Origin of the sequence: Brevibacterium sp. GP-SGM9, from assembly GCF_047300845.1 — a bacterium.
Taxonomy (GTDB): domain Bacteria; phylum Actinomycetota; class Actinomycetes; order Actinomycetales; family Brevibacteriaceae; genus Brevibacterium.
This window is the reverse complement of the sequence record NZ_CP178563.1, coordinates 3,280,232-3,304,621: the sequence shown is the minus strand read 5'-3', so window position 1 is coordinate 3,304,621 and position 24,390 is coordinate 3,280,232. Positions and strand designations below refer to the sequence as shown.

The following is a 24,390-nucleotide window of genomic DNA, read 5'->3' as shown; positions in this document are numbered from 1 at the left end:
GGGCCTTGGCACACTGGCCATATGAATCGCGTTCTCCGCCTGCTCCCCGGCCTCGGCGTCGCCGCCCTGGCCGCCGCGATCGCCTGGCCTCTGTCTCTGACCTCCCCGGTCCTCTCCCCTCTGCTCATCGCGATCGTCCTGGGCATCCTCGTCGGCAATGTCCTGCCCCAACTGCCGGAGACCGTGCGCCCGGGCCTCGACTTCGCCGCGAAGCCCCTGCTGCGCCTGGGCATCATCGCGCTCGGAGCGCAGGTCGTCCTCGGCGACATCCTCGACCTCGGGTGGCTCGTCCTCGTTCTCGCCGCTCTCGTCGTCGCCGTGGGTATCGTCGCGGCGTTCTGGCTCGCGCGTCCCTTCGGAGTCGACCGGGATCTCGCGCTGCTCATCGGCTGCGGGTTCGGCATCTGCGGGGCGGCCGCCGTCGCCGGGGTCGAGTCGACCCTGCGGGCGAAGAAGGAGGACGTGGCGGCGGCCATCGGTCTCGTCGTCCTCTTCGGCACGCTGATGATCGCGATCGTGCCGACGCTGAGCACCGCCTTCGGTCTGGCCCCGGAGACCGCCGGTATGTGGGGAGGTGCTGCGACCCACGAGGTCGCGCAGGTCGTCGCGATCGGCGGGATCATCGGCCCTGCCGCGCTGCAGGTCGCCGTGCTCGTCAAGCTCTCCCGGGTGATCATGCTCGCCCCGACCGTCGCGGTGCTGAGCATGGCGATGCGCCGGACCGAAGCGAAGACCCGCGCCGAGGCGGGGGTCCGGCCAGATGCGAAGCCCGGCGCCGAGGCGGGGGCCGGAACCGATTCGACGGCCCGCGGCGAGGTGGGACCCGGGAACCCAGCTCCCGCCTCGGCGCCGGGGAAGCGTCCGCCGCTCGTTCCCCTCTTCGTCCTCGGCTTCCTCGTCATGGCCGCACTGCGGACCTTCGGCCTGCTGCCCGAGCCCGCCGTCAAGGGACTCGGCTGGGTGCAGACCGCATGCCTGGCGATGGCGATGTTCGCCCTCGGCCGCGGCGTGCAGTGGCGAGCGCTCAAGAGCCTCGGCGCCGGTCCCCTCGGCCTGGCTGCCGTCGTCACGCTCATCGTCGCCGCCCTCGGTCTGGGCGGGGCGCTGCTGCTGACCTGAAGGTCGTCCGGCGCATGGGAAGATGAGGCCATGGGTCAGTCAGCAATCGTCATCGGCAGCGGCGTGATGGGCGCCTCGATCGCCTACTCGTTGGCCACACGCGGGCACACGGTCGTCGTCGTGGACAAGAAGTCCGGGCCTGCGCAGGGGTCGACGGCCGCGACCAGCGCCATCATCCGCTTCACCTATTCCCTGCGCGATTCGATCGCCCTCGCCTGGGAGTCGAAGCACCTGTGGGAGAACCTGCGCGAGCACCTCGGCGCCCCCGAGACCGAGCCCGTCGCCGAGTTCGTCCGCACCGGAATGGCCGCCATCGACATCCCGGGCCTGCTGCCCGAGTCTCTGCGCACCGATTTCGCCGAGCTCGGCATCCCCTTCATGGAATGGACCGCAGCCGATCTCGAACGGGAACTGCCGGGGGTCGATTCCGCGAATCACTATCCGCCCGTGCGCCCCGATGATCCGGCGTTCCTGGCCGAGACCGCCGAGACCGCGAGCGCGCTGTTCACTCCCGACGGCGGGTACATTCCCGATCCGGTGCTGGCCACCGAGAACTTCGTGCGCGCAGCGAAGCGCCACGGGGCCGAATTCCTCTACGGCGCCGAGGTGGTGGGCCTGAGCCAGAGCGCAGGGGCCGGCTCGGGCGCATTGTGGACTCTCGAGCTCGCCGACGGCCGCGTCCTCGAATCCGAGGTGGTCGTCAATGCTGCCGGCCCCTGGTCCTCGCGGCTGAACGAACTCGCCGGGGTCGGGGCCGACCACGGGGTCTCGCTGCGGCCTCTGCGCCAGGAGGTCCACACCCTGCCGGCGGAGTCGACGGTCAGCCGCGGCGACGGCAGTCCGATTCCGGCCCTGCTCGACGCGGGCATCGGCACCTATCTGCGCGCCGAGGTGGGCGGGCAGCTGCTCATCGGCGGCACCGAGCCGGAATGCGATGAGCTGGAATGGATCGAGGATCCCGATGCGGCAGGCGACTCCGTGGGGGCCGAGAGATTCGAGACTCAGGCGATGCGAGCCGCGAAGCGCTTCGGCGACATCGCCATCCCGAACCGGCCCCGCGGGGTCGTCGGAGTCTACGATGTCGCTGCGGACTGGACGCCGATCTACGACCGTTCGAATGCTGCGGGCTTCTATCAGGCCGTGGGCACGAGCGGCAATCAGTTCAAGAACGCGCCGATGGTCGGTGAGCTCATGGCCGAGCTCATCGAGGCCGTCGAGCACGGCCATGATCACGATGCGGCCCCAGTGCGTGTTCCGCTGCCCCGCACGGGAGGCGAACTCGACCTCGGCACCTTCTCGCGCCTGCGGACCCCGGCCGGAACGAGCGGGAACGTGATGGGCTGAGCGCCCGACCACCTCGGCGGGGCGGGGCCGACTCCCCGCTGCGACACACGGGGCCGACAACCCACTTCGGCGGAGGCCAGCGCAGTGCCGTTCAACGGGAAATTCCGAGCGCTCGGACGCGTCCGCATGTGACCGAGCGGGGGCAGCTGGTAGTGTCACACAGCGAATCAACCGGATTCGCCCAGCTTCACTTCAGTCTCATCGGGGAGTCATGCTCTTACAGATAATCGCCCTGCTCATCTTCGTCGCACTCTTCGCCATCGGCGCGATCCGCGGGGTGCAGATCGGCGTGCTCATGCTCGTCGGCGCCGCCGGAACCGGACTGCTGCTCACCGACATGGTCGTCGATGACATCATCGCCGAGTTCCCCCTCGACATCATGATCCTGCTGGCCGGAGTGACCTACTTCTTCGCCATCGCCCAGGAGAACGGCACCGTCGACCGGATCATCGACTGGGCTCTCGAGAAGGTCGGCTCCTCGGCCGTGCTCCTGCCCGCCGTGTTCTTCGTCATCACCGGCTGCATCGCCGCCATGGGCGCACCGCTGGCCGGACTCGTGATGATGCCCGTGGGCATGCAGGTGGCCCGCAAGTACGGGGTCGACTATGCGCTCATGGGACTAGCGATCTGCTTCGCGATCGGCGCGGGCGGCTTCGCGCCGACCAGCCTCTACGGCATCGTCACCTACAGCACCGCCCACAACGCCGGAATCGAGCTCTCGCCGTTCCTGCTCTTCGCCATCGCCGTCGTGACCTACCTGCTCATGCTCGTCTTCGCCTACTTCATGTACGGGCGCAACCTCTTCGGCCGCAAATCCGCGGCGAGCGCCGCGGGTGGACTCGGCACGGGTGCCGCGGGAACCGAGTCGGCTCAGTCCGCGGCCGGTGAGCGGATCTCCCGCGGCTCCGCCTCGGCGACGACCGTGGCCTTCGGCGAAGACGAGGAGGACGAAGCTCTCTTCGACTCCTCCCACTCGGAACCCGCAGAGGAATCGCGTCCGTTCTCGTTCGTGCAGATCCTCACCGTCATCCTCATGGTCGGCCTCATCGCCACCGTCGTCGTCCTCGCCGCTCTCGGCAACGACCCCGACATCGGACTGCTCTGCTTCCTCTTCGCTGCGATCCTCGCACTCGTCGATCCCAAGACCGGCAAGGCCGCGCTGCCGAAGATCGACTGGTCGACCGTGCTGCTGGTCGGCGGGATCATCACCTTCGTCGGAGTGCTGCAGAACATGGGCGCCGTCGACCTGCTCGGTCAGGGCGCCGAATCGATCGGCTCCCCGCTCATCGCGGCCTTCGTCCTCTGCATCGTCGGCGGTCTGGTCTCGGCCTTCGCCTCGACGACGGGCATCCTCGCCGCGCTCGTCCCGCTCGCACTGCCGCTCATCGCCGCCGGCGGAGTCCCCGGCTGGGCGCTCATCGCGGCATTGGGTGTGTGCTCGGCGGTCGTCGACGTCTCCCCGTTCTCGACGCTGGGTGCCACGGTCGTCGCCACCGCGCCGACCGAGCACAAGCAACGGCTGACCCGCCTGCTCGTGAAGTTCGGCATGTCGATGGTCATCATCGGCCCGATCGTGCTCGTCGGAGGCCTCGTCATCCCCGCAATGTTCTTCTGAGCAGCCGTTCCTCAGGCGGGTCTGACCGCCGTTCCGGAACGTGTGGCAGCCGTTCCTTCGGCGAGGGGCGGGTCACCCCAGGGTCTTCACCTGCACGATGAACTCGAGGTCGTCGACCAGCGGCACCCCGAAGCGCTCGTCCCCGTAGGGGAAGGGCTCGACCTCGTCGGTGCGTTCGTAGCCGCGGCGTTCGTAGTAGGCGATGAGTTCGGTGCGCTTGTTGATCACGCTCATCCGCAGCGAGTGCGCATTCCAGCGTTCGGCCACCCACGCCTCGGCGAGGTTCATCAGCGCCGATCCCACACCCTGACCCTGACCCAGCGGGGACACCGCGAGCACTCCGAGGTAGGCGACTCCGTCGACGGGTTCGCGCAGGTACACACTGGCCACGGCGTGCCCCGCGGCGGAGCGGACGAGGAGGATGATCGAGTCAGTCTCGGCGAGCATCTCCCGCGCCATCTCCGCATCGAGGCGCTGCCCGCTGAGCAGGTCCGCCTCGGTCGTCCAGCCGTTCTTCGATTGCTCACCACGGTAGGCCGACGCCACCAGAGCGACGTAGTCGTCGATATCGGCCTCGGTGAGTTCGGCGACCTCGAACCCCGATTCGTGGAGGATCAGCTCGTGCGCATCGACCATGGTGACCGGGGCTTGAGAGGACATGGAACCGACTCCTTGAGAATGGGGCTAGGTAGGGGTAAGGGGCTAGGGCGCTAAGTGGTTAGGTGTGCAGGGGCGAGGGGACGCCCCACAGCGGTGGCCCGCCACAGAGCGTTTCCCACCAGGTTAGCGGCTCGATCGCGCCCGCAACTATAGTGTCACCTGTCAGGACCGCAGCATCTGCCGTCCGATATCGTCGGCCGACACTTCGGCCGGCATCGGCGGGCAACCGTGAGGAGCGACCATGGAACTTGAGATCTCCGGAGAGACGTACACCCTCGCCGAGGAGGCCGACCGTTCGCGATTCACCGTGTCCCACGAGGGCAAGGTCATCGGTCTCGTCGACTACATCGACCGCGCGGCCAGCCCCGATGACACCGCCGAGTCGGCGGTGCGCGCCTTCACCCACACCGAGGTGTCCCCGAGCTACGGCGGACGCGGCATCGCCGCCGAGCTGGTCCGCTTCGCACTCGAGACCTCCGCCGAGGCGGGGCTGACGTTCCGGACCACCTGCTCCTACGTCAAGGGGTTCCTGCAGAAGAACACGGAGTTCGAGAAGTACGTGGCCTAAGGCTCGGGGCTCAGGTCTCGGGGCTCAGGTCTCGGGGCTTGGGGCTCGGGTCTCAGGACTCAGACGGCTTCGGGTTCGGCTTCGGCTGCAGCCGGACTTCCGGCGAACCTCTGCTCGTCGGTGCGGACGAAGCGCAGCACGTACACTGCCCACAACGTCGTCAGCACAACGACGACGGCGATGATGGTCCACAGCAGCATCGGATCCTCGACCGCCACCTCGGGGATCACCCGACCGGGGACGAAGGCGGCGAAGGCCCCGGCCGTGATCGCCCCCAGCCAGGATCCGACCATGTTGAAGACATGGCTGCGGACCCGTCCTCGGCGGATGTTGATCACTCCCAGAGTCGTCGTGCAGAAGGTGAAGATGGCCAGGGCGTGGAAGACCGTGAATGAGCCGGTGAGGGTATAGATGAACATCCCGCTCACGCACACCGCGTACATCAGCACGACCCACGAGCGCCCGATGAAGCGGTGGCGCCGGTCCTTGGTCCGCCGCAGGATCTGCAGCGGTGCCAGCAGGATGACCCCGGATGCCGAGAGCGCGTGGATCACGATGAACGTCGTTGTCATGGGACTAAGATAGGACCGCTAACCAAACCGTGCAACGTAGATAGCCGGAGGCCCCGGCACTATCCGATGCTCCGATCCGCGTGCGGGAGGACGACGATGAGACTTCGCGATCTGGCCGGCGCGTCCGCCGTGTCCACGGCGAGCATCAAGTACTACATCCACGTCGGGATTCTGCCGCCCGGGCAGAAGCGGAACGCGACGACGGCGATCTACGGCTCGGCCCATCTCCATCGCTTAGCCCTCATCGGCTGGTTGCGCAGGGAGCTCGACACCCCGATCGAGGCGATCGCGCGACTGTGCTCCTTCATCGACGACCAGTCGCTGCCGACCATCGAACTCATGGGTGAGTGCCAGCGGCTCGCACTGCGGTCGGCGGCGGGCATCGGAGGGAGTCTGGTCGTCTCGGACGACGCGGGGAGCACCGAGTCGGACAGCGCCGAGGCGGAGCCACCTCGGCGGGATTTCGACGCGATCGTCCTTGACGCACTCACCGAACTCGAGCTCCCGGACATCTCCCCGACCGCTCGCGGGTCGGTCGCCGCAGCGTTGGCCGCGCTCTTCGCTGTCGGATACGAGGTCGGGCGCGAGACCGTGCTCACCCACCTGCACGCTCTCGAGACCATCGCCCGGATGAACACCGCGCCGATCAGCGACGAGCTCAGTCGGGACGAGATCTGCCTGCAGGTGATCCGCGGGGTCACCCTTCACAACCGGCTGCTGCTCTCGGCGAGCGCACTCGTGCACGCGTCGATCTCGGCGGCGGCACGCGTCGTCCCCGGAGACTAGACTGGTCATGGTTGCGATACCCGGGCGACAGCCTCCGGGAGCGGCCGAGTCCATTCTTCGATCAAGGAGGATCCGTCGTGGACATCACCCCGATCATCGACAAGCTCAACACCGGACTGTTCATCGGTGGCCAGTGGCGAGAAGCCGAGGGCGGCAAGACCATCAATGTCCTGAACCCTGCCACCGGTGATCTCATCACCACCGTCGCCGACGGATCCGCCGCGGATGCCGAGGACGCCATCAGAGCCGCGGGCGATGCCCAGGCCGATTGGGCCGCCACCCCGCCGCGCGAACGCGCCGAGATCCTGCGGCGTGCCTTCGAGCTGCTCATCGACCGCGCCGATGACATCGCCGCGGTCATGACCGCCGAAATGGGCAAGCCCTTCGCCGAGTCCAAGGGCGAAGTCACCTACGGCGCCGAGTTCTTCCGCTGGTTCTCCGAGGAGGCGGTGCGTGTCAGCGGTGACTTCATGCAGTCCACCGACGGCAAGAACCGCCTCATGGTCTCGCGCGAACCGGTCGGCCCCTGCATCCTCGTCACCCCGTGGAACTTCCCGCTGGCCATGGGCACCCGCAAGATCGGCCCGGCCATCGCCGCCGGCTGCACCATGGTGTTCAAGCCGGCGAAGCTGACACCGCTGACCTCGCTCATGCTCGTCGATGTGCTCAATGAGGCCGGCCTGCCCGCCGGTGTCCTCAACATCGTCACCTCCGAGTCCGCTCGCCGCGTGGTCACCCCGTGGATGGAGTCGGGCATCGCCCGCAAGATCACGTTCACCGGCTCCACCGAGGTGGGCATCAGCCTGCTCAAGCAGGCCGCCGACAATGTCATGAAGACCTCGATGGAGCTCGGCGGCAATGCTCCGTTCGTCGTCTGCGAGGACGCCGATCTCGACAAGGCCGTCACCGGTGCGGTGCTTGCGAAGATGCGCAACGGCGGCGAGGCCTGCACCGCCGCGAATCGCCTCTTCGTCCATGCGTCCGTGGCCGAGGAGTTCTCCCGGAAGCTCGCCGAGCGGATGGGAGCGATGAAGGTCGGCAATGGCCTCGAGGAAGGCACCGAGGTCGGACCTCTGGTCGATCAGGATTCCCTCGACAAGGTCGTCTCCCTCGTCGACGATGCCGTGTCCAAGGGCGCGAAGGTCGTCACCGGCGGCAAGCGGATCGAGGGCAAGGGCTTCTTCTTCGATCCGACCGTGATCACCGACGTGCCGGCCGATTCGGAGATCCGCACGACCGAGATCTTCGGACCGGTGGCCCCGATCGTCACCTTCGAGACCGACGACGAGGCGATCGAACTCGCCAATGAGACCGAGTTCGGTCTCGCCAGCTACCTCTTCAGCGAGAACCTCGAACGTGCCCTCGGACTCGCCGAGCGTCTCGAGGCGGGCATGGTCGGGCTCAACACCGGTCTGGTGTCGAACCCGGCGGCTCCGTTCGGCGGCGTGAAGATGTCGGGCCTCGGCCGCGAGGGCGGACGAGTCGGCATCGACGAGTTCCTCGAAACCAAGTACGTGGCCACGCCCCGCGCCTGAGCCGACTGCGGGCCGGCTGGGGCTGGGCTGGGGCTGATCCTCCCGGAGATTCCCCTCAGCCCGCCCGCGGCGCGGCCGCCACTGTCGCTGCCACAGCACAGCGGCCGGCTACTGTACATCAGAAGGCCGTGTGTCATGGACAAGTTCATGGCACACGGCCTTCTGGCACGCTGGAAGGGTGTGGGCTCAGCCTCGCACGCTGGAAGGCGTGAGCTCAGCGCCTCAGGTCGACCCACTGTTTGATCCCGGCCGGACCGGCGCGACCAGCCGGGCCGGCCGGAGCTGCGGGTGCGCTCCCGTCCCGCGCTGCATCCTGTCCACCCAGCAACCCCGGCAGGTCCTCAAGCGCGGTCGCCGGGGCGAGGATCCGCTCCGCTCGCACCTCGGCGAGCAGGTTCACTGCCGCGGCCATGTCCTGCGGGTGTTCGTAGATGAAGGAGCCCGCGATGCGCAGCTGCTTCTGCACGATGTCGAAGCTCGAGGCGCCGAGGTGGTGGTGGTCCTCCCCCACGAGCGTCACCGAGGCGAACGGCGCCAGATGGTGAACGACCGAGCCCAGCGCCTCGGGCACACCTGCGGCATCGATGACGAATTCGGGCGCCGGGCTGAGACCGGGTTCGAAGACCCGGGCGCCGAGGTCGACGGCCAGCTCACGCCGCCGCCGGTCGGGTTCGCTGACGAAGGGGCGATGGCCCTGGGCGATGAGGATGCTGATCGACAGCAGCCCCTGGGCGCCGGCCCCGATGACGAGGACTTCCGCACCGACGCGCACCTGCGACCGGCGGATCGCTGCGGCGGTCACGGCGAGCGGCTCCGCGCACACCGCGCGTTCCAGCGGCACTGCGGGGTCGATCCGGTGGCAGAATTCGCTGGGATGGTCGATCACCTCGGCGAGGAATCCGGGTTGGGTGAGCACACCGGCGCTGCGCCGGACGAGGCACGCCGAGGTGGTTCCCCGCCGGCAGTGCTCACAGTCCCCGCATGTGATGTTGGGTTCGAGCGCCACCCGGTCGCCGACGGTGAGACCGACGGTCCCGGGCCCCACCTCGGCGATCTCACCGATCCCCTCGTGACCGAGCCGCCACGGATGCTCAGGCGGCGTCCGCCTCCCCGAGAGCAGGGCGAGATCCGTTCCGCAGATCCCGACCGCGAGCATGCGCACGCGGACCTCCCCGGCGCCGAGGCGGCCCTGCGGACGCGGCCGGCCGACGATCTCCACCCGGCCGGGTGCGGTGATCTCGGCCGAGCGCATCAGGATTGCGCTGCCGCGGCGGTCGAGACGACTGCCGGCTCGGAACTCCGGGCCACCTGCCACTGACGGATGAGGTAGAGCGCGATGGCGATCGAGATGAGGCAGCCGCCGGCCAGATAGGCGGCGACGAGGTACCAGGAGCCGTCGCCGACTCCGACGAGGAAGGTGGCGATGAACGGAGTGAACCCGCCGGCGATCGCACTGGCCAGCTGATAGCCGACCCCGGCTCCGCTGTAGCGGAATTCGGGACTGAACATCTCGGCGAACAGAGGCTGCTGGACGCTGACGACGGCATCGTGGGCGATATTGATCAGCAGCACGGCGAAGATGATGATCGCAACGAGGTTGCCGGATTCGAGCGCGAGGAAGAAGGGGACGGCGCTGAGGAGTCCGATGATCCCGCCGGTGAGGTAGACCCGCAGGCGTCCGAAACGGTCGGAGAGGTAGGCAAAGGCGGGGATCGTGACGATGCCGAGTCCGCCGACCAGCAGGGTGATGTTGAGCATCACCTGCCTGTCGAGGCCGAGCTCATCGGTGGAGTAGGACAGCGCGAAGGTCGTGACGATGTACATGGTCAGCAGCTCGATGAACCGCAGGCCGACGATCTGGAAGATCTGCGCGGGGAAGCGTTTGAATGCCTCGAGGATCGGCAGCTTCGCCGTCTTGTCCTCCTTCGCGTTCTTCACCCGTTCGAGGTATTCCTCGGACTCTTCGACGCCGGACCGGATCCACAGGCCGATGAGGACGAGGAGAGCGCTGGCGATGAAGGGGATCCGCCAGCCCCAGGTGAGGAAGGCCTCCTCGGAGAAGTTGCTGCTGAGCATCGCGACAAGACCGGTGGCCAGGAGCAGGCCGAAGGAGTACCCGATCTGGACACCGGAGGAGAAGAAGGCGCGCAGCTTCGGCGGGGCGCTCTCGACGGCCATGAGGGCCGCGCCTCCCCATTCGCCGCCGACGGCGATCCCCTGGACGCAGCGCAGGAGCACGAGCAGCGCCGGGGCCAGCCAGCCCACGGACTGGTAAGTCGGGAGGAATCCGATCAGGGCGGTGGCCACACCCATGATCGTCATCGTCCAGATGAGCATGGACTTGCGGCCCAGCCGGTCGCCGAAGTGGCCGAAGATGATTCCGCCCAGTGGCCGGAAGATGAAGCCGACGCCGAAGGTCGCGAAGGCGGCGAGGGTGCCCGCGTGGGCGCTGTAGCCGGGGAAGAAGAGTTCTCCGAAGACGAGGGCTGCGACGATTCCGTAGAGGAGGAAGTCATACCATTCGACCACCGCCCCGATGAATGATCCGGCGGCCGCACGACGCGCCCGCCGCAGTTCGGCGGTGGCTCCGGGCACCCGGTTCTCCGCTGTGGACATGACATTCTCCTTCGAATGGTTCCGTGTGCATCCCGCTTCTGCTGCGCGATCGTCCTTGACGCAGATCACAGTAACACGCTGTGCACATGACGTACAGTCGTGCGCTATACGCACAACTTGAGATATGCTCGCCGAGGTGGCCGAGCGTTGGTCTGAGGCGGCCGACCGTTAGTCTGGAGAGGTGAAGTCAACGATGAGTTCCGAACAGCAGCCCCCGAGCGGCGATCATTTCGTCAAGTCCGCGGAGAAGACCCTGGCCGTGCTTCTGGCCTTCAACGGCGGCTCGGCCGAGCTCACGGTCTCGCAGGTCGCCGAGGCGACCGAGCTGACCCGTGCCGCGGCGAGACGATTCCTCCTCACCCTCGTCGATCTCGGGTATGTCCGCGCTGCCGGGTCGCACTATTCCCTGACGCCCCGGGTGCTCGACATCGGTGCCGGATTCCTCGCCGGCCTCGACCTGCCGAAGATCGCCGGGCCTCATCTCCACCAGTTGGCGCTCGACCTCGACGAGTCGGCGACGCTGAGCATTCTCGATGCCGATGAGATCGTCTACATCGCGCGGGCGGCCGCGCCGAGGCTGCACGCCGTGACGATCAACCTGGGCAATCGGCTCCCGGCCTGGGCGACTTCGATGGGCCGGATGCTCATCGCCGAGCTCCCGGAGTCATTCCAGGAGCAGTTCCTCGAACGGGTCGAGATCTCGCCCTTCACCGACCACACGGTGTCCTCGGCAGAAGAGCTCGGCGAGGAGCTGCGGCGGATCCGCGAGCAGGGATGGTGTCTGGTCTCGCAGGAGCTCGACGACGGTCTGCGCGGCCTGGCCGTGCCCGTCCGTCGCGGAGACGAGACTCTGGCCGCCCTCAACGTCTCCCTGCACACCTCGCATCTGCGCGGACTCTCCGTCGAGAACGATCTCGTCCCCCAACTTCAGCAGGTCGCCGAGGCGATCGCCGCCGACTTCGGCGGACGTGCGGACTTCGGTGGACACTCGGACTTCGGTGGACACTCGGACTTCGGCGGACGCACGGAGTAAGTCGCTGATGATCCTGCCTGAGGTCCGCGACCCGCGGATGGTCACGATCCGGCGCGGTGGAACGCTGACAGACGCCGATCACGCTCAGCTCGCGAGGTGGGCCGCCGACTGCGCCGAGCACGTTCTGCCACTCTTCGAATCCGTCTGCCCCGACGACGATCGGCCTCGTGCGGCCATCGCCGCCGCTCGGTCCTGGGCGGCCGGGGAGATGGCGATGATAGCGGCACGGGCCACCGGCGGTCATGCCATGGGTGCGGCGCGTCCCCTCAGCGGAGCCCCTCGGTTCGCCGCCTATGCGGCCGGTCAGGCGGCCTGTGTCGGGCACGTCGCCGAGCATGACCTGGGAGCCGCGGCCTATGCGATCAAGGCGGCCCGAGCCGGCAGACCGGCCACGGACCCGGCGGCCGGACGTGCCGAACGGGACTGGCAGCGCGCTCAGCTGCCGGAGGCGATCAGAGATCTGGTGCTTCAGGATCAGGCTCGACGCAATGCGATCTGCTGGTCGGTGTTCGACGAGGCGGAGTGAACCGCCGGCTCAGGCGCGGCGGCGGTGCACTCCACGATGGCGGCCGGTTCCGCTGCCGGCTCAGACACTGCCTCAGGCGCGGCGGCGGGCCAGAACGTCGTTGACGGCGCCGAGGTCAGCGGTTTTGCGCGTGCGAGTGGCCTTGCGTCCGTGTTCGAGCGGGCCCTCTTCGCGCGCCGAGTCGCTGAGCTCAGGACGGTATCCGAGCTCTGCGGCGAACTGCGCGGCGATGTCCTCACGGCTGCGGGCCTGCATCTCGTAGGACTCGTATGAGCGGGCCTCGTACGAGCTCGCATCGGCGGCCGTCGCCTCAGGGACCGGGTGTTCGATATGCGCGGCCTCGACGTAGCTGGGCACCGGCAGGGGCGTCGGCGACCAGCCGTCACGCGACTTCAGCCGCTGCATGAACGGGTCATCCACGCGGGGCGAGGCGGCGTCGAGCGCGGCGTGCACCTCGTCCTCGTTCGCCGAGGCGGTGCCGGTCTCGGCGGTCGGCGCGAGGTCGGCGCCGAGGGAGGCGGTGCGGGCGGCGAACGCCTCTTCGTGGGCGGAGGAGGTGTCCTCGTCGGTCTTCGCGTCGCTCTGATCTTTCACGTCATCGGCGGCGTTCTTGCCTTCGGATGCGGAATCGGCGGAGGTTGCAGTCTCGGGAGCAGTGTCGGCTTCGGCCGCCTGCTCTTTGACGATCGGGATCGGTCCGGTGAGCAGAACCTGCCGCGTGGTGTGGCCTTCGGCGGCCTCGTTGCGAACCCGCACGAGTGGGATCTCACCGGTGTCGGCCTCTTCGCGAGCCAGTTTGGCGGTGGCGGTGTGCTGCATCGCCGCCCGAGCCTGCGCGGCCTTCTTCGTCGCGGCCGATCCGGTCTTCTTCGCGGCGGCCGAGGCCGCGCGCTCAGTAGTCGCGGAGCCCTGCTTCGCAACAGGACTCTGCGGCTTCGCTGCCGGCGTCGTGTCTCTCTCGGTCGTGGCCGCTGGTGCCGGAGCAGGCGACCGGCGGGTCTTCGAACCGGAGGAGGAAGTCTGCTCTGCCTCGCGCAGACGCGCCTTGACTTCGCGTTTGCGCAGGTTGAGGGTCCGCACGATCACGAGGGAGACGACGGCGAGTCCGAAGAGCACGCCGACCAGTGCGATGTGGACGACTGAGAACATCGCGAGCACGCCGGTGACAAGGATGCCGAGCACAGAGCCGAGGAACAGCAGTGCGAAGCCCCTGATCATGGCTCCGAGTGAACTCATGGACTCGCGCAGCTGCGCAGCTTTCTCAGTCATCGAATGTTCCTCATCGGCTGTGAGCTTCGGATTGGAATTGCGTGGGCCTCGCTCGGTCGACTCGCCCGCTCCCCCGCCGGGGCGATCACCGCCCCGCGATGCGGAAGCGTGTCCACGGGAGGTCGCGGCCGCCTCGGCGGCTCGGGGAACTCGGCGAGTGCTGGAAGCACCGCGCGCGCTCGAGCTGCCGGAGGACGTGGGGGCGCCGTGTATGGACCCGGCGTGCACGGACCCGCTGTGTCCGGCTCCGCCGGGCCCCGGCGTGCCGGTTCCGGACGGCCCCTGATTGAACACCGCCTGCACGGCGGGGTGAAGCATGCGGACGTTTCCGGCGGATCCGTCGGCACTCGACCCGATCGCGGCCTCATTGATCGCCGAACCGAGCAGCGGGCGGGACTCACCGACCGCCGCCGGGAGGGCGCTGGGCTGGAACGCGGCGTCCGCCTCGGCGTCGGGATTCGTGGCGGCCGAATCATCGGCGAGTCCGTCGATGACGGCGAATTCAGGTGCGGGCGCCGAAAGCCGCAGGGCGAAAGCCTGCGACTGCGGTGCGACATTCGGGCGGGGAACGGTCGGTTTCCTCGTGCCTCCGGGCTGGAAGACCGCCGTCCGCTGCCCCTCGTTGCGGCAGGGATTCTGCGCCTCGGCGGAGATGACCGTCGCCTCATCGGGGACGGTGTCGATCTCGACGCGCGAGAGCTCGGTCGCGGACTTGCGGATCATTGCGGGCACAGCAACGGCGAAGACCACGACGATGGCGATGACGACGATGATACTGGTGTCCACATTGCAACCCTAGAGCGCACACCTCGACTCGGTCGTGAACGACGATGGTGTGTCGGTCAAACTGCCCTCAAGTTCACACAATTCCCAGGTGCCGTTGCGGCGAATCCTCGACAGGAACCCTCAGCCGCCTTAGCCGTACCGGTAGGCGGCGAGCAGCCCCTGCGGTACCTCCTCGGCGAGGATCGCGAAGCTGCGGTGATCGCACCACTGGCCGTCGATGTGCATATAGCGCGTGCGCACGCTTTCGTCACGGAGCCCGAGCTTGGAGACCACGCGCAGACTCGCTGTGTTCTCGGGGCGGATGTTGATCTCGATGCGGTGGAGGCCGAGGGCGAAGAAGCAGTGGTCGACGGCCATCGCCACGGCCACGGGCGTGATGCCGCGGCCGGCGACGCGGGAGTCGATCCAGTAGCCCATCTGTCCGGACAGGATCGAGCCCCAGGTCAGCCCCGTAACGGTGAGCTGGCCGCGGAAGTCGCCGCCGACTTCGATGGCGAACGGCACTGACTGTCCACGTTTGGCCTGCTTATCGTGCATACGCACCATGGCCCGGAACCCGGGCAGCTCCTGACCCGGATTCGGCAGGGTCGCGTCCCAGGGGCGCAGCCAGTCGCGGTTGTGCCGGCGGACCTCGCGCCACTGGGACTCGTCGCGTCGATGGAGCGGACGCAGCACGATGTCGGACTGTCGATCAGTCAGGATGACCGGCCACAAACGGCTGCCTCCGCTCTCGGACTATTTCGGGCCGCATCTGCCCGACGGGCCACGTCTGCTCGACGGGCCACGTCTGCTCGACGGGCTGAGCACTCCAGGTTCTCAGTCGAGCGTGGCGACATATTCCTTCAGCCAGGAATTGAGCTCGGCGCCGAGATCGTCACGAGCGCTGGCGATCTGCACGACGGCCTTGAGGTAGTCGAGCTTGTCGCCGGTGTCGTAACGGGCGCCTTTGAACACGACCCCGTAGACGCCGTTGCCGTTCGTGTCCTCGGCGAGTTCCTGGAGGGCATCGGTCAGCTGGATCTCGTTGCCGCGTCCGGGTTCCGTGTGTTCGAGGACGTCGAAGATCTCCGGGGCGAGGACGTAGCGGCCGATGATCGCGAGATTCGACGGAGCCTCGTCGGTGGCCGGCTTCTCGACCAGACCGGTGACCTTGACGACTTCCTCGTCCTCGGTCGCCTCGACCGCGGCGCAGCCGTAGAGGTGGATTGCCTCGGGCGGGACCTCCATGAGTGCGACGACGCTGCCGCCGGTCTTCTCGGCGACCTCGATCATCTTCGGCAGGATCGGGCTGCGCTCGTCGATGAGGTCATCGCCGAGGAGGACCGCGAAGGGCTCATGGCCGACGTGCTGGCGTCCCTTGAGGACGGCGTGGCCCAGTCCCTTGGGGTCTCCCTGGCGGACGTAGTGGATGTCGGCCAGTTCGGAGGCATGGCGGACGGCGGCGAGCTTCCTGTCATCGCCCTTCTTCGCCAGCGCGGACTCGAGTCCGTCGACGCGGTCGAAGTGATCCTCGAGCGGACGCTTATTACGACCGGTGATCATGAGGACGTCCTGCAGGCCGGCATCGACGGCTTCTTCGACGACGTACTGGATGGCGGGCTTGTCGACGACGGGGAGCATCTCTTTGGGGGTGGCTTTGGTCGCGGGGAGAAAGCGAGTTCCCAGGCCGGCGACGGGGATCACGGCCTTGCGAACTGTGCGCTGCACTTCATCACTCATGCGTTTCATCTTAACCAAAGTCTGGGCCGCCGATAGGCTTGAACGCGTGGATCCAGAAACTTCGAAGGCACAGCTGCGTGCCGATATCCGCGCCGCCCGTGCCGCACGTGCCCGTGAGTCCCGCGACGAGGCAGCGGTTCCGAACCCGACAGACCGCACCGAGGCGGTTCCGGGGCGACCCGCCGGCGTCGAGGAGGCTGCTGGGCGGTCGTCGACCGTGGCCGATTCCGTGTGGGCACTCATCGAATCGTCGTGGGCGGGTGAGGACCTCTCGGCCCGCTCGCTGCTGGCCTACGCCGGCCTGCCTGGCGAGCCGAGCCTCGATGCGGCCATCGACCGTTTCCTCGCCCGCGGCGGCACCGTGTTTCTGCCCGTGGTCACCGCGGTCGGCCAGGCACTGCAGTTCGGCCGGGTCACCGGGTCGATGGCTGCGCTGGCACCGCACGGGAAGTGGGGAATCCGGGAGCCGGAGCCCGGCACCACGGGTCTGCTCAACGGTGAGCAGCTGCTGAGCGCCGAGGTGGCCCTCGACCTGGCATTCGTTCCGGCCTTGGGATTCGGCATCGAAGGGGCCCGCCTGGGCAACGGCGGCGGGTTCTACGATCGGACGTTCGGTCCGCAGGGCGAGGCCCCCTTGGCCGGCCGGGACCTTCCGGTCTATGGAGTCTGCTTCGCCGAGGAGCTCGGTCTGTCTGGACTGGCCGCCGAGGGATGGGACCTGCGCATCGACGCTGCCGTCACCGAGGAGGGCGTGCACCGGTTCTGAGACTGCCGGCGCAGCGCGGTCGAGCCTGTGGCGCAACAACGAGGATGTCCACTGCCGTGCGCCGCCCTGTGGATAACCCTGTGTACATCGGGTCGACGGTTGTGCACTATAATCTATTCGTCGAAGAAAGGTCTCGAATGCCCGTTTACTCCTACGCCTGCAAGAGCTGTGGTCACGCCTTTGATATCCACCAGGACTTCAGTGACGATTCGCTCACCGTCTGCCCGGAATGCCAGGGACGCCTGAAGAAGGTCTTCGGCACCGTGGGAATCAGCTTCAAGGGATCGGGCTTCTACGCCACAGACTCCCGCGCGAGCAGCTCGAGCACCGTCTCGTCCTCCGCGAACTCGGGCAACAAGGACTCTTCATCGAAGGAATCTTCGTCCTCGGCGAAGGACGGTTCGAAGGCCTCATCGTCCTCGAACTCTTCGTCTTCCTCTGCCGCCTCCGGCTCGTCTGCGAGCACTCCAGCGGCCAACTGAGCCGCCCCGCCGCTTCCTCCATCCGCATGTGAGGTCAGCTTCGAACGTCCTCGCGGCGGAGCGTTTTGTGACTCTGCCAGCAGTGCCCGGTCCGCTCTTTCAGGTCCCGTCCGCGCCTGTGGATAACTCCCGACTTGCGCGTATTCCCGCTGTGGGCGGCCGCGCTCTGTCCACAGGCTCGATTTTCGTCCTTGCCGAACATCGCGGCGCTCAGCGAGTCTGCGTCCATGGGTATCGTGCAGCGCTTTCGGGATCGCCTCTCCGGCTGGTCGAGCTCGACTCGGATCCGGCCGCAGCGGATCATCGCGGCCATCTGCCTCGCGTGCGCCTGCGCGCTCGTCGTCTGGATGTTCACTCCCGAAGAGTCGGGCACCGCGGTCGTCGTGGCGAAGAAGGATCTGCCGCCGGGCTCCGAGCTGAGCGCCCAGGACCTCGTGCTCATCGATTTCCCGAGCGGACTCGTGCCCGATAAGGCCTTCACCTCGGTCGCCGAGGTCGGTCAGAGGCGGACATCGGCGGGACTGTCAAAGGGCTCGCCCATCACCCGGGCGATCGTGCTCGATCAGCAGGCGCTGCCCGAGGGCAGCACCGATCTGCTCATGCCGGTGCGTCTGGCCGATGATGCCTCGGCCGCTCTGCTGCAGCCAGGGCAGCACATCAGACTGTTCTCATCTCTGCCCGATGGAGGTTCCGAGGTCGTGGTCGAGGAAGTGACCATAGCTCGGCTGGTCGACAAGCCCGAGGGAATTGCCTCGGAATCAGGGCAGCTTGTCTCGGTGATATTATCTTCGGCCGATGCCGGGAGGATTGCGGAATTCGCCGGCATGCCGATCAGCTTCGCGATTCTGCCTGGCTGAGATTCCGGACCGAGAGCCACCGGCTCGCCTGGTGCTCAATCGATCATCTTTGACCATCATGGTCAGACCGCGCGTGCCGAGAGACACCCGCAGTTCGCAGTCGAAAGACTCGCCAGCGAATCCTGTCCCAGCCAGTTACCAGTGTGTACTATTGACACGTAATCGAATAATTCCAAACGCATTACTGTTTGCAGATACGCCGAAAGGGTGCCTCTAATGCTTAAGGGTTTCAGAGACTTCATTCTCCAGGGAAATGTCGTCGAACTCGCAACCGCAGTCATCATCGGTGGAGCCTTCACCGCCATTGTCACGGCGTTCTCCGACAAGATCATCAACCCGCTCATCGCGGCTGTAGGCGGTGCCGAAGGTCCGGCTCTGTCCTTCCAGATCAAGCCGGACGTGCCTGAGACGACCATCGACCTCGGTGCTGTGATCACCGCGGCGATCAACTTCCTCATCGTTGCCGCCATCGTCTACTTCATCATCATCGTCCCGATGAACAAGCTCAACGAACTGCGCAAGCGCGGAGCCCCGGAGGAAGAAGTTCCTCCGACCACCGAGGACCTGCTCGGCGACATCCGCGAGATCCTCCGCAACCAGGCCGCCAGCCCGGCCGGTCCCGCCGAGGGACCTGCCAGCTCGGGTACCCCCGTGGATCCGAACGAACCACCACGCCACTGAACGGCCTCGGCTGCTGATCGTCTCGGTCAGCCGGAGCGTGTGAGTCGAACTCACGGCCCCGGCCGCCTAGATGTGAAGAGGGCTCGTCTCCCCTGGGAGACGGGCCCTCTTCACGTTGCTGCTCAGCCGATCAGGAAACGACCGTTCACCAGTGCGGCGGCTTCTGCGAACGATAGTAGTCCTCGCTGAACCCACCACCCTCGGTCTCGGCTTCATTGCGCAGAGTTGCCCGATAGCGTCGCTTCGCGGCCTCGAGTCGGGCCTGCCGGCTCACCGAATCCTCGGAGCCTTCGCCCGAGGCCGGCTCCGCCTTTTCATCCGGCGCAACTTCATCTGGCGCCTTCTCGACTAGTTCCTTCTCGATCGACTTCTGTTCGACCGGTTCCTGCCCGAGCGGTTCCTCTTCGGCCGGTTCCCTCCCGGGGGAACCGTCTCCAGCGGACCCGTCACTCATTGCGCGAGTCGGTGTTACCTTCGGCATCCCCCACGGAATCTGCGGCATCCTCGGAGTCCGGGACCTGCTCGTTGCTCGCGGTCTCGATCAGACCGGCCTGACGCAGCTCATCGGCGCGGATCTTACCCGTATCGAAGGAGGGGAGAACCTCTCCCTCCACGGGACCGCGGGTGCCGGACTTGGGTACGAGCACCTCGGCGCCGGTGACCCTCTTCGCCTGGGCGTGCCGGTGACGATATCGTTCGACGGCGGCCTGGAGCTGCGAGTCTCCGCGACTTGAGCTGCCCTTCTGGGCCAGGGCGGTGCGGAGCAGATCCTTGATCTCCCCGTCGCCGCGGACGACGGCGTCGGACTGGATCCAGTCGATCATCGCATCGAGGCCTTCGTCGGAGTACTTGTGCATCGGCAGGCCCGGGACCAGCTTGGGGCGGCTGCCGGTGCGGCCGACGACTACCGAGGCCGCGCGGGCCGCGTTGAGGATGGCCTGCGGGCTCATCTTCTCCACCGTCGAACGCCAGGTCTCGAAGATTTTCTCGGTCTCGGTCTGCGGGTCGACGAAGGCATCGGTCGACCACACGCGCATGAACTTCCAACCGCGTCGGGTCAGCTGTTCGGGCACCACCCGGTCACGCTGGCGCAGGCTGCGGATCGACGCGTACTCGGGACCGTCCCCGGCGACGGCGATGATCATGCCGTGTTCGTCCTCCGCGGAGTTCGCCACGGCCAGGTTGATGCCGTTGTAATGCTCGTGTGCGACGACGCCGAGCTGAAGCAGACGGTCGGCGATATCGGCCATCAGCGGATCGTAGATCTCCCCGTGCGGGCCGGGCTGGCTGACCCCGCCGGTGGCGATCTCGCCGAGCAGGCGCGGCAGCAGCGCCGCTCCCCCGCTGAGTTTGTGCTCGTCGAAGTCCTCGGACTCGATGCTCGAGACCACGGTCAGGCGCTTGCGGGCCCGCGTCATGGTAGCGGCGAGTATCCGCTCCCCGTCCTGGCCCGACAGCGGACCGAAGTCGTGGATGACGCGTCCGTGCACGGTCCGGCCGAAACCGAGCGTGAAGATCACGGCGTCCCGCGACATCCCCTGCACGCGCTCGGCATCGGTAACCACGAAGGGTTCCTTGCTCGAATCGCTGAAGAAGGCCGCGACGTAGGGCAGATCCTTCATCGCGCGGGAGATAGCCGTGGCGACCCGCTGCGCATGATGCGGGGTGAGCGCGACGACGGCCAGAGACTCCCGTGACCGGTTGCGCGCGTGCTTGAGCACGAGTTCGACGACGCGTTTGACCTCGGCGTCGGGGCTCTCGACCCGACCGGTGCCGATGTCGGTGGGGCCGCGGCCCTCGGCGACATAGGAGAATTCGAGTCCGCTGCCCTCGCCCGTATGCGCGGTCGGCAGGGTCGTGATCGTCGAATCGTAGAAATGACGGTTCGCGAGATCGATCAGTCCCACCGGGGAGAGTCGGTAGGAGTTCGACAGGCTCATCCGGGGCAGGAACTCGCCGAGGTGGTCCTGCACGGAGCTCGGGTGGTTCCCATCGTCCATCCCCCACCGGTCGACCGCGATCGAGAAGGGGCGCGGGCCGAGCAGTCGCGAATCGCCGAGTGAGATGACCTGGCGGGCCCGGGTGATGCCGGGGACGACATCGGCGACCGAGAGGCGGCCCGCATCGGCGATGACGACGGCGTCGAAGAGCGGCAGTGCGGCGAAGAGCTCGGGCACCGAGTACGGGCTGGCCATCCAGATCGGGGCCAGACTCGTCAGCAGCTCCGGAGCCTTCGTCGACATCGTCTTCACCGAGGTGTGGCTCGTCAGCAGCTGCGACTTGATGACCCCGGCGGCGATCGGATCGGCTTCGATTCCGCGCTGCCATGCCTGGGCGTGGTTGTAGCGCAGTCGGGAGGCGCCGGCGGCGACGAAGGCGCGGTCGTTCTCCCGGAAGCCTTCGGCGATCTTATGCAGGGAGGCGCTGTCGTGGCGGCCGATCTGGGGGTCTTCGCCAGCCATGGTCTGCAGCACCGAGGCCCAGTAGGCGAGGTCGAATTCGGGGCCCACGAGTCCATCTGCGACCTTGCGCCGACGCAGGTCGGACATCAGGTCGGAGAGTCCCTCGGCGTCGAGCTCGCGCTGCAACCGGGAGCGTTCGGGCAGATCGGCGAGGTTCTCCGTGTCTCTGCCCATCGCCTCGGTGCGGGCCTGGAGCTCCTCGATGAGCATCGAGCCGAGGTCACCGCCGTCGGGGGTGGTCTCGAGGATCGGGGAGAGCTTCGCGACGTCGGCTTCGACGGACTGGAGGATCTCATCGGCCTCAAGGACTCCGCGCGGGATCTGCGGACGGCCGTCGTGACCGGCGAGGTCGCCGAGGATCACCCTCTGCGCCCGAACGTCGACGAGCGCGGAGTGGAGGTCGGCCACCTCGGCGCCGGGGCGGAGGAATTCGTTCGCGGACTTCTTCAGCCGCTTGCGCTGCAGCATGCCCATCTCGACGCCGATCTCATTGCGGTAGTCCGCGGTGCCGGTGGCGGCGATGAGATCGTCGAGGCGGTGGTCGTAGATGTCGGGGGCGAAGCTGTCGAGCGTGGTGCGCACGCGCAGCAGCACCTTGATCGCCCGTGACCAGTCGTCGAGGTTGCGGCGCGGGTTAAGCTTCGCCTTGGACAGGACGGGTTCGACTGCGGTGGCTAGGTCCGGGATCGTACGGCCGAGTCGTTCGGCCACGGTCCGTGCCGCTTCGGCCTCATCGACGGATTTGAGGTCGGCGCCGAACCACACGGTGTCTTCGACATCGAGGGTGAAGGCACCGAGGCTCGCGAGCTCACCGAGTTTGCCGCGCAGGGCTGCCCGTCGGTCGTCGCTGGCGCCGAGGATGTCGTCGTCGAAGCGGACCGGTGTCTGCGGGGAGTCATCGCCCGAGGTCAGCTCGGCCAGGTGCTGCATGGTCTCGTAGACGGAGACGTCCCAGGGTTCGCGGCGGCGGTGCAGGGACGAGACGTGATCGGCCAGCGTAGCCCGCTGCTCGTTGAGTTCGCTGAGCAGACGTGAGAGATCCGGGCGTTCGGACTTCTCGGCGGAGCCGATCAGGCCGATGAGCTGCTTACGGATCTCATCGGAGCCGGCGCGTGTGTCCACAGCGAAGTCCCCGAGCCCGACCTCGCCGAGGCGAGTCGAGAAGTCCTCGAGAGCATCGGAGGTCTGGGCGAGGAAGAGCACGCTCTTGCCGGTGTGGGCCAAGGTGGTGGCGACGGCGACGGCGACCTGGGTGGCGCCGGTGCCGGGTGGGGTGTCGACGACGACGGAGCGACCGGAGACCGCGGCATCGACCACGGCCTGCTGATCCCCGTCGACGTCGATGACGAGGAATTCCTCCTGCGGTTTGCGGTCCGGCAGCGGTGTGACCGGTTCCTGCAGGGCCGCGGGAACGACCTCGTCCGCGCCCTGCTCACCGGCGTTCTGTACCTCATTGGTCTGGCCGCCGGCCGTCTGTCCGCCATCGGCCTGCTCGCCGGCAGTCTGCTCGCTGGCCGAGGGCGCAGCGCCCTCGACGGTCTCATCCGCCGGCTCTGCCTTTTCGTCTGCGGGCTCGGCAGTCCCCTGCTCTGCTGTCGCCTTCGCGCCGGCGTCCTTCGGGGTTGCCTCCTGCTCGGGCAGAGGGCCGTCGGTGATCGGCACGGTCGGTTCGTCGAGCTCCGGCTCCTCCGTCGGCTCGCTCGCAGGCTCATTCGATGACCCACCTGCGGATCCCCTCGCCGCGGCGGCTTCATCTGAACCTGCCGCCTCGGACGGAGCCTTGACGGCCGGATCGGCAGGTGCCGGGGCGACGGTTCCGAAGGCCTTCTCGGCATCGGTGAGTTTGCGGTCCGTGCCTGCCTGGCCCTCAGCGTCCGAGGATGACGATGCGTCGGCGGGTGCCTCGGCCTCAGCGATTGTCTGCGAGCCGCCCGAGGTCTCGGCTGCCGGAGACGAGTCCGTATTCTTCGCGGCCTCCGTCCCGGCAACGGCATCAGTGTCGGCAGGAGCTTCGGAGCTCGCGTCGACAGCGTTTGACCGATCGTTCCCTGTCCCCGGTGACGAAGACTCCGGCGCCTGCGCTTCGACCGACTGGGAACCGGATTCCGGGCCTGGTTCCGTCGTCGAACCGGATTCGGTCTTCGCCTCGGTCTTCGCCTGCGACTTCGGCTTGGGCACGTAGGAGGGTCCGCCGAGGTGTGCGCGCACCTTCTCGTCACCAGCGAGTGCGCGCAGGATCGGATGCTGGCTCGGCAGGTAGTCGGCGGTGAAGGGGTTCGCGATGTTGGCGAAGGTCGAGACGATGAAACGATGATTGATACGCAGACCGGGCACCGACTGCGCGAGATCGCGGAGGCGGTCGAGCGCCGGGCCGGGATCGAAGCCATGCGGTCCGCCGGTGGCGTCGATCCATTCGCCGACGGGCACTTCGAGGTCGTACGCCTCGGCGAGGTGGTGGACGAGAGCCGGGTTGATCGTGATCTCGTTGCCCAGCACGATCTCGAAGTCCTCGACCCGTGAACCACGCGGCACGAGCGTGATGTGGCGCATGACCACGGGTGCGTTGAACTTGTACTTGGAGTCCTTCTCCGTCCACGAGGCGAAGCCGATCGCCAGATGAGCGGTGCGGATGCCCCGTTCATTGTCGAGCTGCTCGGCCTTCGAACGGATCGACTTGGCCCTTCGGCGGGCGTCGGCGAGGATGTCGTGGTCGCGGATCAGACTCGACAGGCGTGTGGCCCGACCGGCCAGCAGCTGCGCAAGTCCGGACGGGTGCGCTCCCGAGAGGTCGATGCTGCCATCGCGAGAGTCCCGGAAATGCAGCATGGTGTCGCGGCCGCCCAGGTGGGCAGCCTGCTGTTTCCACTCGGCGAAGACATCGCCGAGCTCGGGGAACTGATCGTCAACAACGGAATCCGGCACAATTCGACCCTAACGACAAAGTTCGCATAATAGGTGCTGGCACACCGTGAAACATCGAGGTTTCTTCTGCGC

Annotated in this window: 21 protein-coding genes; 12 read left to right on the top strand and 9 right to left on the bottom strand. The window is 67.3% G+C overall.

The window, feature by feature from the left end; genetic code table 11:
- Nucleotides 1-21 precede the first annotated feature (21 nt).
- The 3 genes from ACH82I_RS14810 to ACH82I_RS14800 all read left to right on the top strand — a co-directional run bounded on the left by ACH82I_RS14810 (nt 22) and on the right by ACH82I_RS14800 (nt 4,078).
- On the top strand, nt 22-1,119 hold the full coding sequence (locus tag ACH82I_RS14810) for a YeiH family protein (RefSeq protein WP_413333668.1): 1,098 nt from the start codon (nt 22-24) through the stop codon (nt 1,117-1,119).
- 30 nt (nt 1,120-1,149) lie between these two features.
- On the top strand, nt 1,150-2,463 hold the full coding sequence (locus ACH82I_RS14805) for an NAD(P)/FAD-dependent oxidoreductase (protein ID WP_413333666.1): 1,314 nt from the start codon (nt 1,150-1,152) through the stop codon (nt 2,461-2,463).
- A 211-nt stretch (nt 2,464-2,674) separates the two neighbouring features.
- Nucleotides 2,675-4,078 carry an SLC13 family permease gene (locus ACH82I_RS14800; protein ID WP_413333664.1) on the top strand — a complete coding sequence of 468 codons (1,404 nt, stop codon included), beginning with the start codon at nt 2,675-2,677 and terminating at the stop codon, nt 4,076-4,078.
- A gap of 72 nt (nt 4,079-4,150) precedes the next feature.
- Here the strand turns inward: ACH82I_RS14800 and ACH82I_RS14795 are convergent, their stop codons facing one another.
- On the bottom strand, nt 4,151-4,738 hold the full coding sequence (locus ACH82I_RS14795; RefSeq protein ID WP_413333663.1) for a GNAT family N-acetyltransferase: 588 nt from the start codon (nt 4,736-4,738) through the stop codon (nt 4,151-4,153).
- Between the two features lie 241 nt (nt 4,739-4,979).
- Between ACH82I_RS14795 and ACH82I_RS14790 the strand changes: the two genes are divergently transcribed.
- On the top strand, nt 4,980-5,306 hold the full coding sequence (locus ACH82I_RS14790) for a GNAT family N-acetyltransferase (RefSeq protein ID WP_413333661.1): 327 nt from the start codon (nt 4,980-4,982) through the stop codon (nt 5,304-5,306).
- A 59-nt stretch (nt 5,307-5,365) separates the two neighbouring features.
- On the opposite strand, the gene ACH82I_RS14785 is transcribed toward ACH82I_RS14790, so the two are convergent.
- Nucleotides 5,366-5,878: a DUF2306 domain-containing protein gene (locus tag ACH82I_RS14785; RefSeq protein WP_413333659.1), complete on the bottom strand. Its 513-nt coding sequence runs from the start codon at nt 5,876-5,878 to the stop codon at nt 5,366-5,368.
- A 96-nt stretch (nt 5,879-5,974) separates the two neighbouring features.
- On the opposite strand from ACH82I_RS14785, the gene ACH82I_RS14780 reads away from it, so the two are divergent.
- Nucleotides 5,975-6,664, top strand: a complete 690-nt coding sequence (locus ACH82I_RS14780; protein WP_413333657.1) for a MerR family transcriptional regulator — start codon at nt 5,975-5,977, stop codon at nt 6,662-6,664.
- Between the two features lie 77 nt (nt 6,665-6,741).
- Nucleotides 6,742-8,199: an NAD-dependent succinate-semialdehyde dehydrogenase gene (locus ACH82I_RS14775; RefSeq protein WP_230744617.1), complete on the top strand. Its 1,458-nt coding sequence runs from the start codon at nt 6,742-6,744 to the stop codon at nt 8,197-8,199.
- A 214-nt stretch (nt 8,200-8,413) separates the two neighbouring features.
- On the opposite strand, the gene ACH82I_RS14770 is transcribed toward ACH82I_RS14775, so the two are convergent.
- A complete protein-coding gene (locus ACH82I_RS14770) occupies nt 8,414-9,451 on the bottom strand; it encodes a zinc-dependent alcohol dehydrogenase (protein WP_413333655.1) in 1,038 nt (345 codons plus the stop codon).
- Entirely contained in the window at nt 9,451-10,815 is a 1,365-nt protein-coding gene (gene shiA / locus ACH82I_RS14765; protein WP_413333653.1) for a shikimate transporter, read from the bottom strand. Before shiA ends, ACH82I_RS14770 begins: the two co-directional genes overlap by 1 nt.
- Before the next feature lie 193 nt (nt 10,816-11,008).
- Between shiA and ACH82I_RS14760 the strand changes: the two genes are divergently transcribed.
- Both ACH82I_RS14760 and ACH82I_RS14755 read left to right on the top strand, forming a co-directional pair.
- Nucleotides 11,009-11,848, top strand: coding sequence for an IclR family transcriptional regulator C-terminal domain-containing protein (locus tag ACH82I_RS14760; RefSeq protein ID WP_230744614.1), 840 nt, complete (start codon nt 11,009-11,011; stop codon nt 11,846-11,848).
- Between the two features lie 7 nt (nt 11,849-11,855).
- Nucleotides 11,856-12,374: a putative immunity protein gene (locus tag ACH82I_RS14755; protein WP_230744613.1), complete on the top strand. Its 519-nt coding sequence runs from the start codon at nt 11,856-11,858 to the stop codon at nt 12,372-12,374.
- A 72-nt stretch (nt 12,375-12,446) separates the two neighbouring features.
- Here the strand turns inward: ACH82I_RS14755 and ACH82I_RS14750 are convergent, their stop codons facing one another.
- The 3 genes from ACH82I_RS14750 to galU all read right to left on the bottom strand — a co-directional run bounded on the left by ACH82I_RS14750 (nt 12,447) and on the right by galU (nt 16,148).
- Complete coding sequence (locus ACH82I_RS14750) at nt 12,447-14,429, bottom strand: hypothetical protein (RefSeq protein ID WP_230744612.1); 1,983 nt, start codon at nt 14,427-14,429, stop codon at nt 12,447-12,449.
- A 129-nt stretch (nt 14,430-14,558) separates the two neighbouring features.
- A complete protein-coding gene (locus ACH82I_RS14745; protein ID WP_230744611.1) occupies nt 14,559-15,143 on the bottom strand; it encodes a GNAT family N-acetyltransferase in 585 nt (194 codons plus the stop codon).
- A 102-nt stretch (nt 15,144-15,245) separates the two neighbouring features.
- A complete protein-coding gene (galU, locus tag ACH82I_RS14740) occupies nt 15,246-16,148 on the bottom strand; it encodes a UTP--glucose-1-phosphate uridylyltransferase GalU (protein ID WP_230744610.1) in 903 nt (300 codons plus the stop codon).
- Between the two features lie 46 nt (nt 16,149-16,194).
- Here galU and ACH82I_RS14735 point away from each other — a divergent pair, with 46 nt between their 5' ends.
- From ACH82I_RS14735 to mscL, 4 genes are all read left to right on the top strand, one after another.
- Entirely contained in the window at nt 16,195-16,914 is a 720-nt protein-coding gene (locus ACH82I_RS14735; protein WP_230744609.1) for a 5-formyltetrahydrofolate cyclo-ligase, read from the top strand.
- Between the two features lie 137 nt (nt 16,915-17,051).
- Nucleotides 17,052-17,396: an FmdB family zinc ribbon protein gene (locus ACH82I_RS14730; RefSeq protein WP_230744608.1), complete on the top strand. Its 345-nt coding sequence runs from the start codon at nt 17,052-17,054 to the stop codon at nt 17,394-17,396.
- A gap of 227 nt (nt 17,397-17,623) precedes the next feature.
- Nucleotides 17,624-18,253 carry an SAF domain-containing protein gene (locus ACH82I_RS14725; RefSeq protein ID WP_413333649.1) on the top strand — a complete coding sequence of 210 codons (630 nt, stop codon included), beginning with the start codon at nt 17,624-17,626 and terminating at the stop codon, nt 18,251-18,253.
- A gap of 216 nt (nt 18,254-18,469) precedes the next feature.
- Nucleotides 18,470-18,934, top strand: a complete 465-nt coding sequence (mscL, locus tag ACH82I_RS14720; RefSeq protein WP_230744606.1) for a large conductance mechanosensitive channel protein MscL — start codon at nt 18,470-18,472, stop codon at nt 18,932-18,934.
- Between the two features lie 145 nt (nt 18,935-19,079).
- On the opposite strand, the gene ACH82I_RS14715 is transcribed toward mscL, so the two are convergent.
- Together ACH82I_RS14715 and ACH82I_RS14710 are read right to left on the bottom strand one after the other, a co-directional pair.
- The gene (locus ACH82I_RS14715; protein WP_230744605.1) at nt 19,080-19,388 is read right to left on the bottom strand and encodes a hypothetical protein; all 309 of its coding nucleotides are present in this window, start codon (nt 19,386-19,388) and stop codon (nt 19,080-19,082) included.
- On the bottom strand, nt 19,381-24,318 hold the full coding sequence (locus tag ACH82I_RS14710) for a DUF4011 domain-containing protein (RefSeq protein WP_413333646.1): 4,938 nt from the start codon (nt 24,316-24,318) through the stop codon (nt 19,381-19,383). Before ACH82I_RS14710 ends, ACH82I_RS14715 begins: the two co-directional genes overlap by 8 nt.
- Nucleotides 24,319-24,390 lie beyond the last annotated feature (72 nt).

Bases quoted from the DNA above. Each gene is read 5' to 3' on its own strand.
- galU (WP_230744610.1), bottom strand. From the start codon at position 16,148: ATGAGTGATGAAGTGCAGCGCACAGTTCGCAAGGCCGTGATCCCCGTC.
- ACH82I_RS14800 (WP_413333664.1), top strand. From the start codon at position 2,675: ATGCTCTTACAGATAATCGCCCTGCTCATCTTCGTCGCACTCTTCGCC.
- ACH82I_RS14755 (WP_230744613.1), top strand. From the start codon at position 11,856: ATGATCCTGCCTGAGGTCCGCGACCCGCGGATGGTCACGATCCGGCGC.
- ACH82I_RS14715 (WP_230744605.1), bottom strand. From the start codon at position 19,388: ATGAGTGACGGGTCCGCTGGAGACGGTTCCCCCGGGAGGGAACCGGCC.
- ACH82I_RS14795 (WP_413333663.1), bottom strand. From the start codon at position 4,738: ATGTCCTCTCAAGCCCCGGTCACCATGGTCGATGCGCACGAGCTGATC.
- ACH82I_RS14760 (WP_230744614.1), top strand. From the start codon at position 11,009: ATGAGTTCCGAACAGCAGCCCCCGAGCGGCGATCATTTCGTCAAGTCC.
- ACH82I_RS14805 (WP_413333666.1), top strand. From the start codon at position 1,150: ATGGGTCAGTCAGCAATCGTCATCGGCAGCGGCGTGATGGGCGCCTCG.
- ACH82I_RS14790 (WP_413333661.1), top strand. From the start codon at position 4,980: ATGGAACTTGAGATCTCCGGAGAGACGTACACCCTCGCCGAGGAGGCC.
- shiA (WP_413333653.1), bottom strand. From the start codon at position 10,815: ATGTCCACAGCGGAGAACCGGGTGCCCGGAGCCACCGCCGAACTGCGG.
- ACH82I_RS14785 (WP_413333659.1), bottom strand. From the start codon at position 5,878: ATGACAACGACGTTCATCGTGATCCACGCGCTCTCGGCATCCGGGGTC.
- ACH82I_RS14810 (WP_413333668.1), top strand. From the start codon at position 22: ATGAATCGCGTTCTCCGCCTGCTCCCCGGCCTCGGCGTCGCCGCCCTG.
- ACH82I_RS14730 (WP_230744608.1), top strand. From the start codon at position 17,052: ATGCCCGTTTACTCCTACGCCTGCAAGAGCTGTGGTCACGCCTTTGAT.
- ACH82I_RS14780 (WP_413333657.1), top strand. From the start codon at position 5,975: ATGAGACTTCGCGATCTGGCCGGCGCGTCCGCCGTGTCCACGGCGAGC.
- mscL (WP_230744606.1), top strand. From the start codon at position 18,470: ATGCTTAAGGGTTTCAGAGACTTCATTCTCCAGGGAAATGTCGTCGAA.
- ACH82I_RS14770 (WP_413333655.1), bottom strand. From the start codon at position 9,451: ATGCGCTCGGCCGAGATCACCGCACCCGGCCGGGTGGAGATCGTCGGC.
- ACH82I_RS14725 (WP_413333649.1), top strand. From the start codon at position 17,624: ATGGGTATCGTGCAGCGCTTTCGGGATCGCCTCTCCGGCTGGTCGAGC.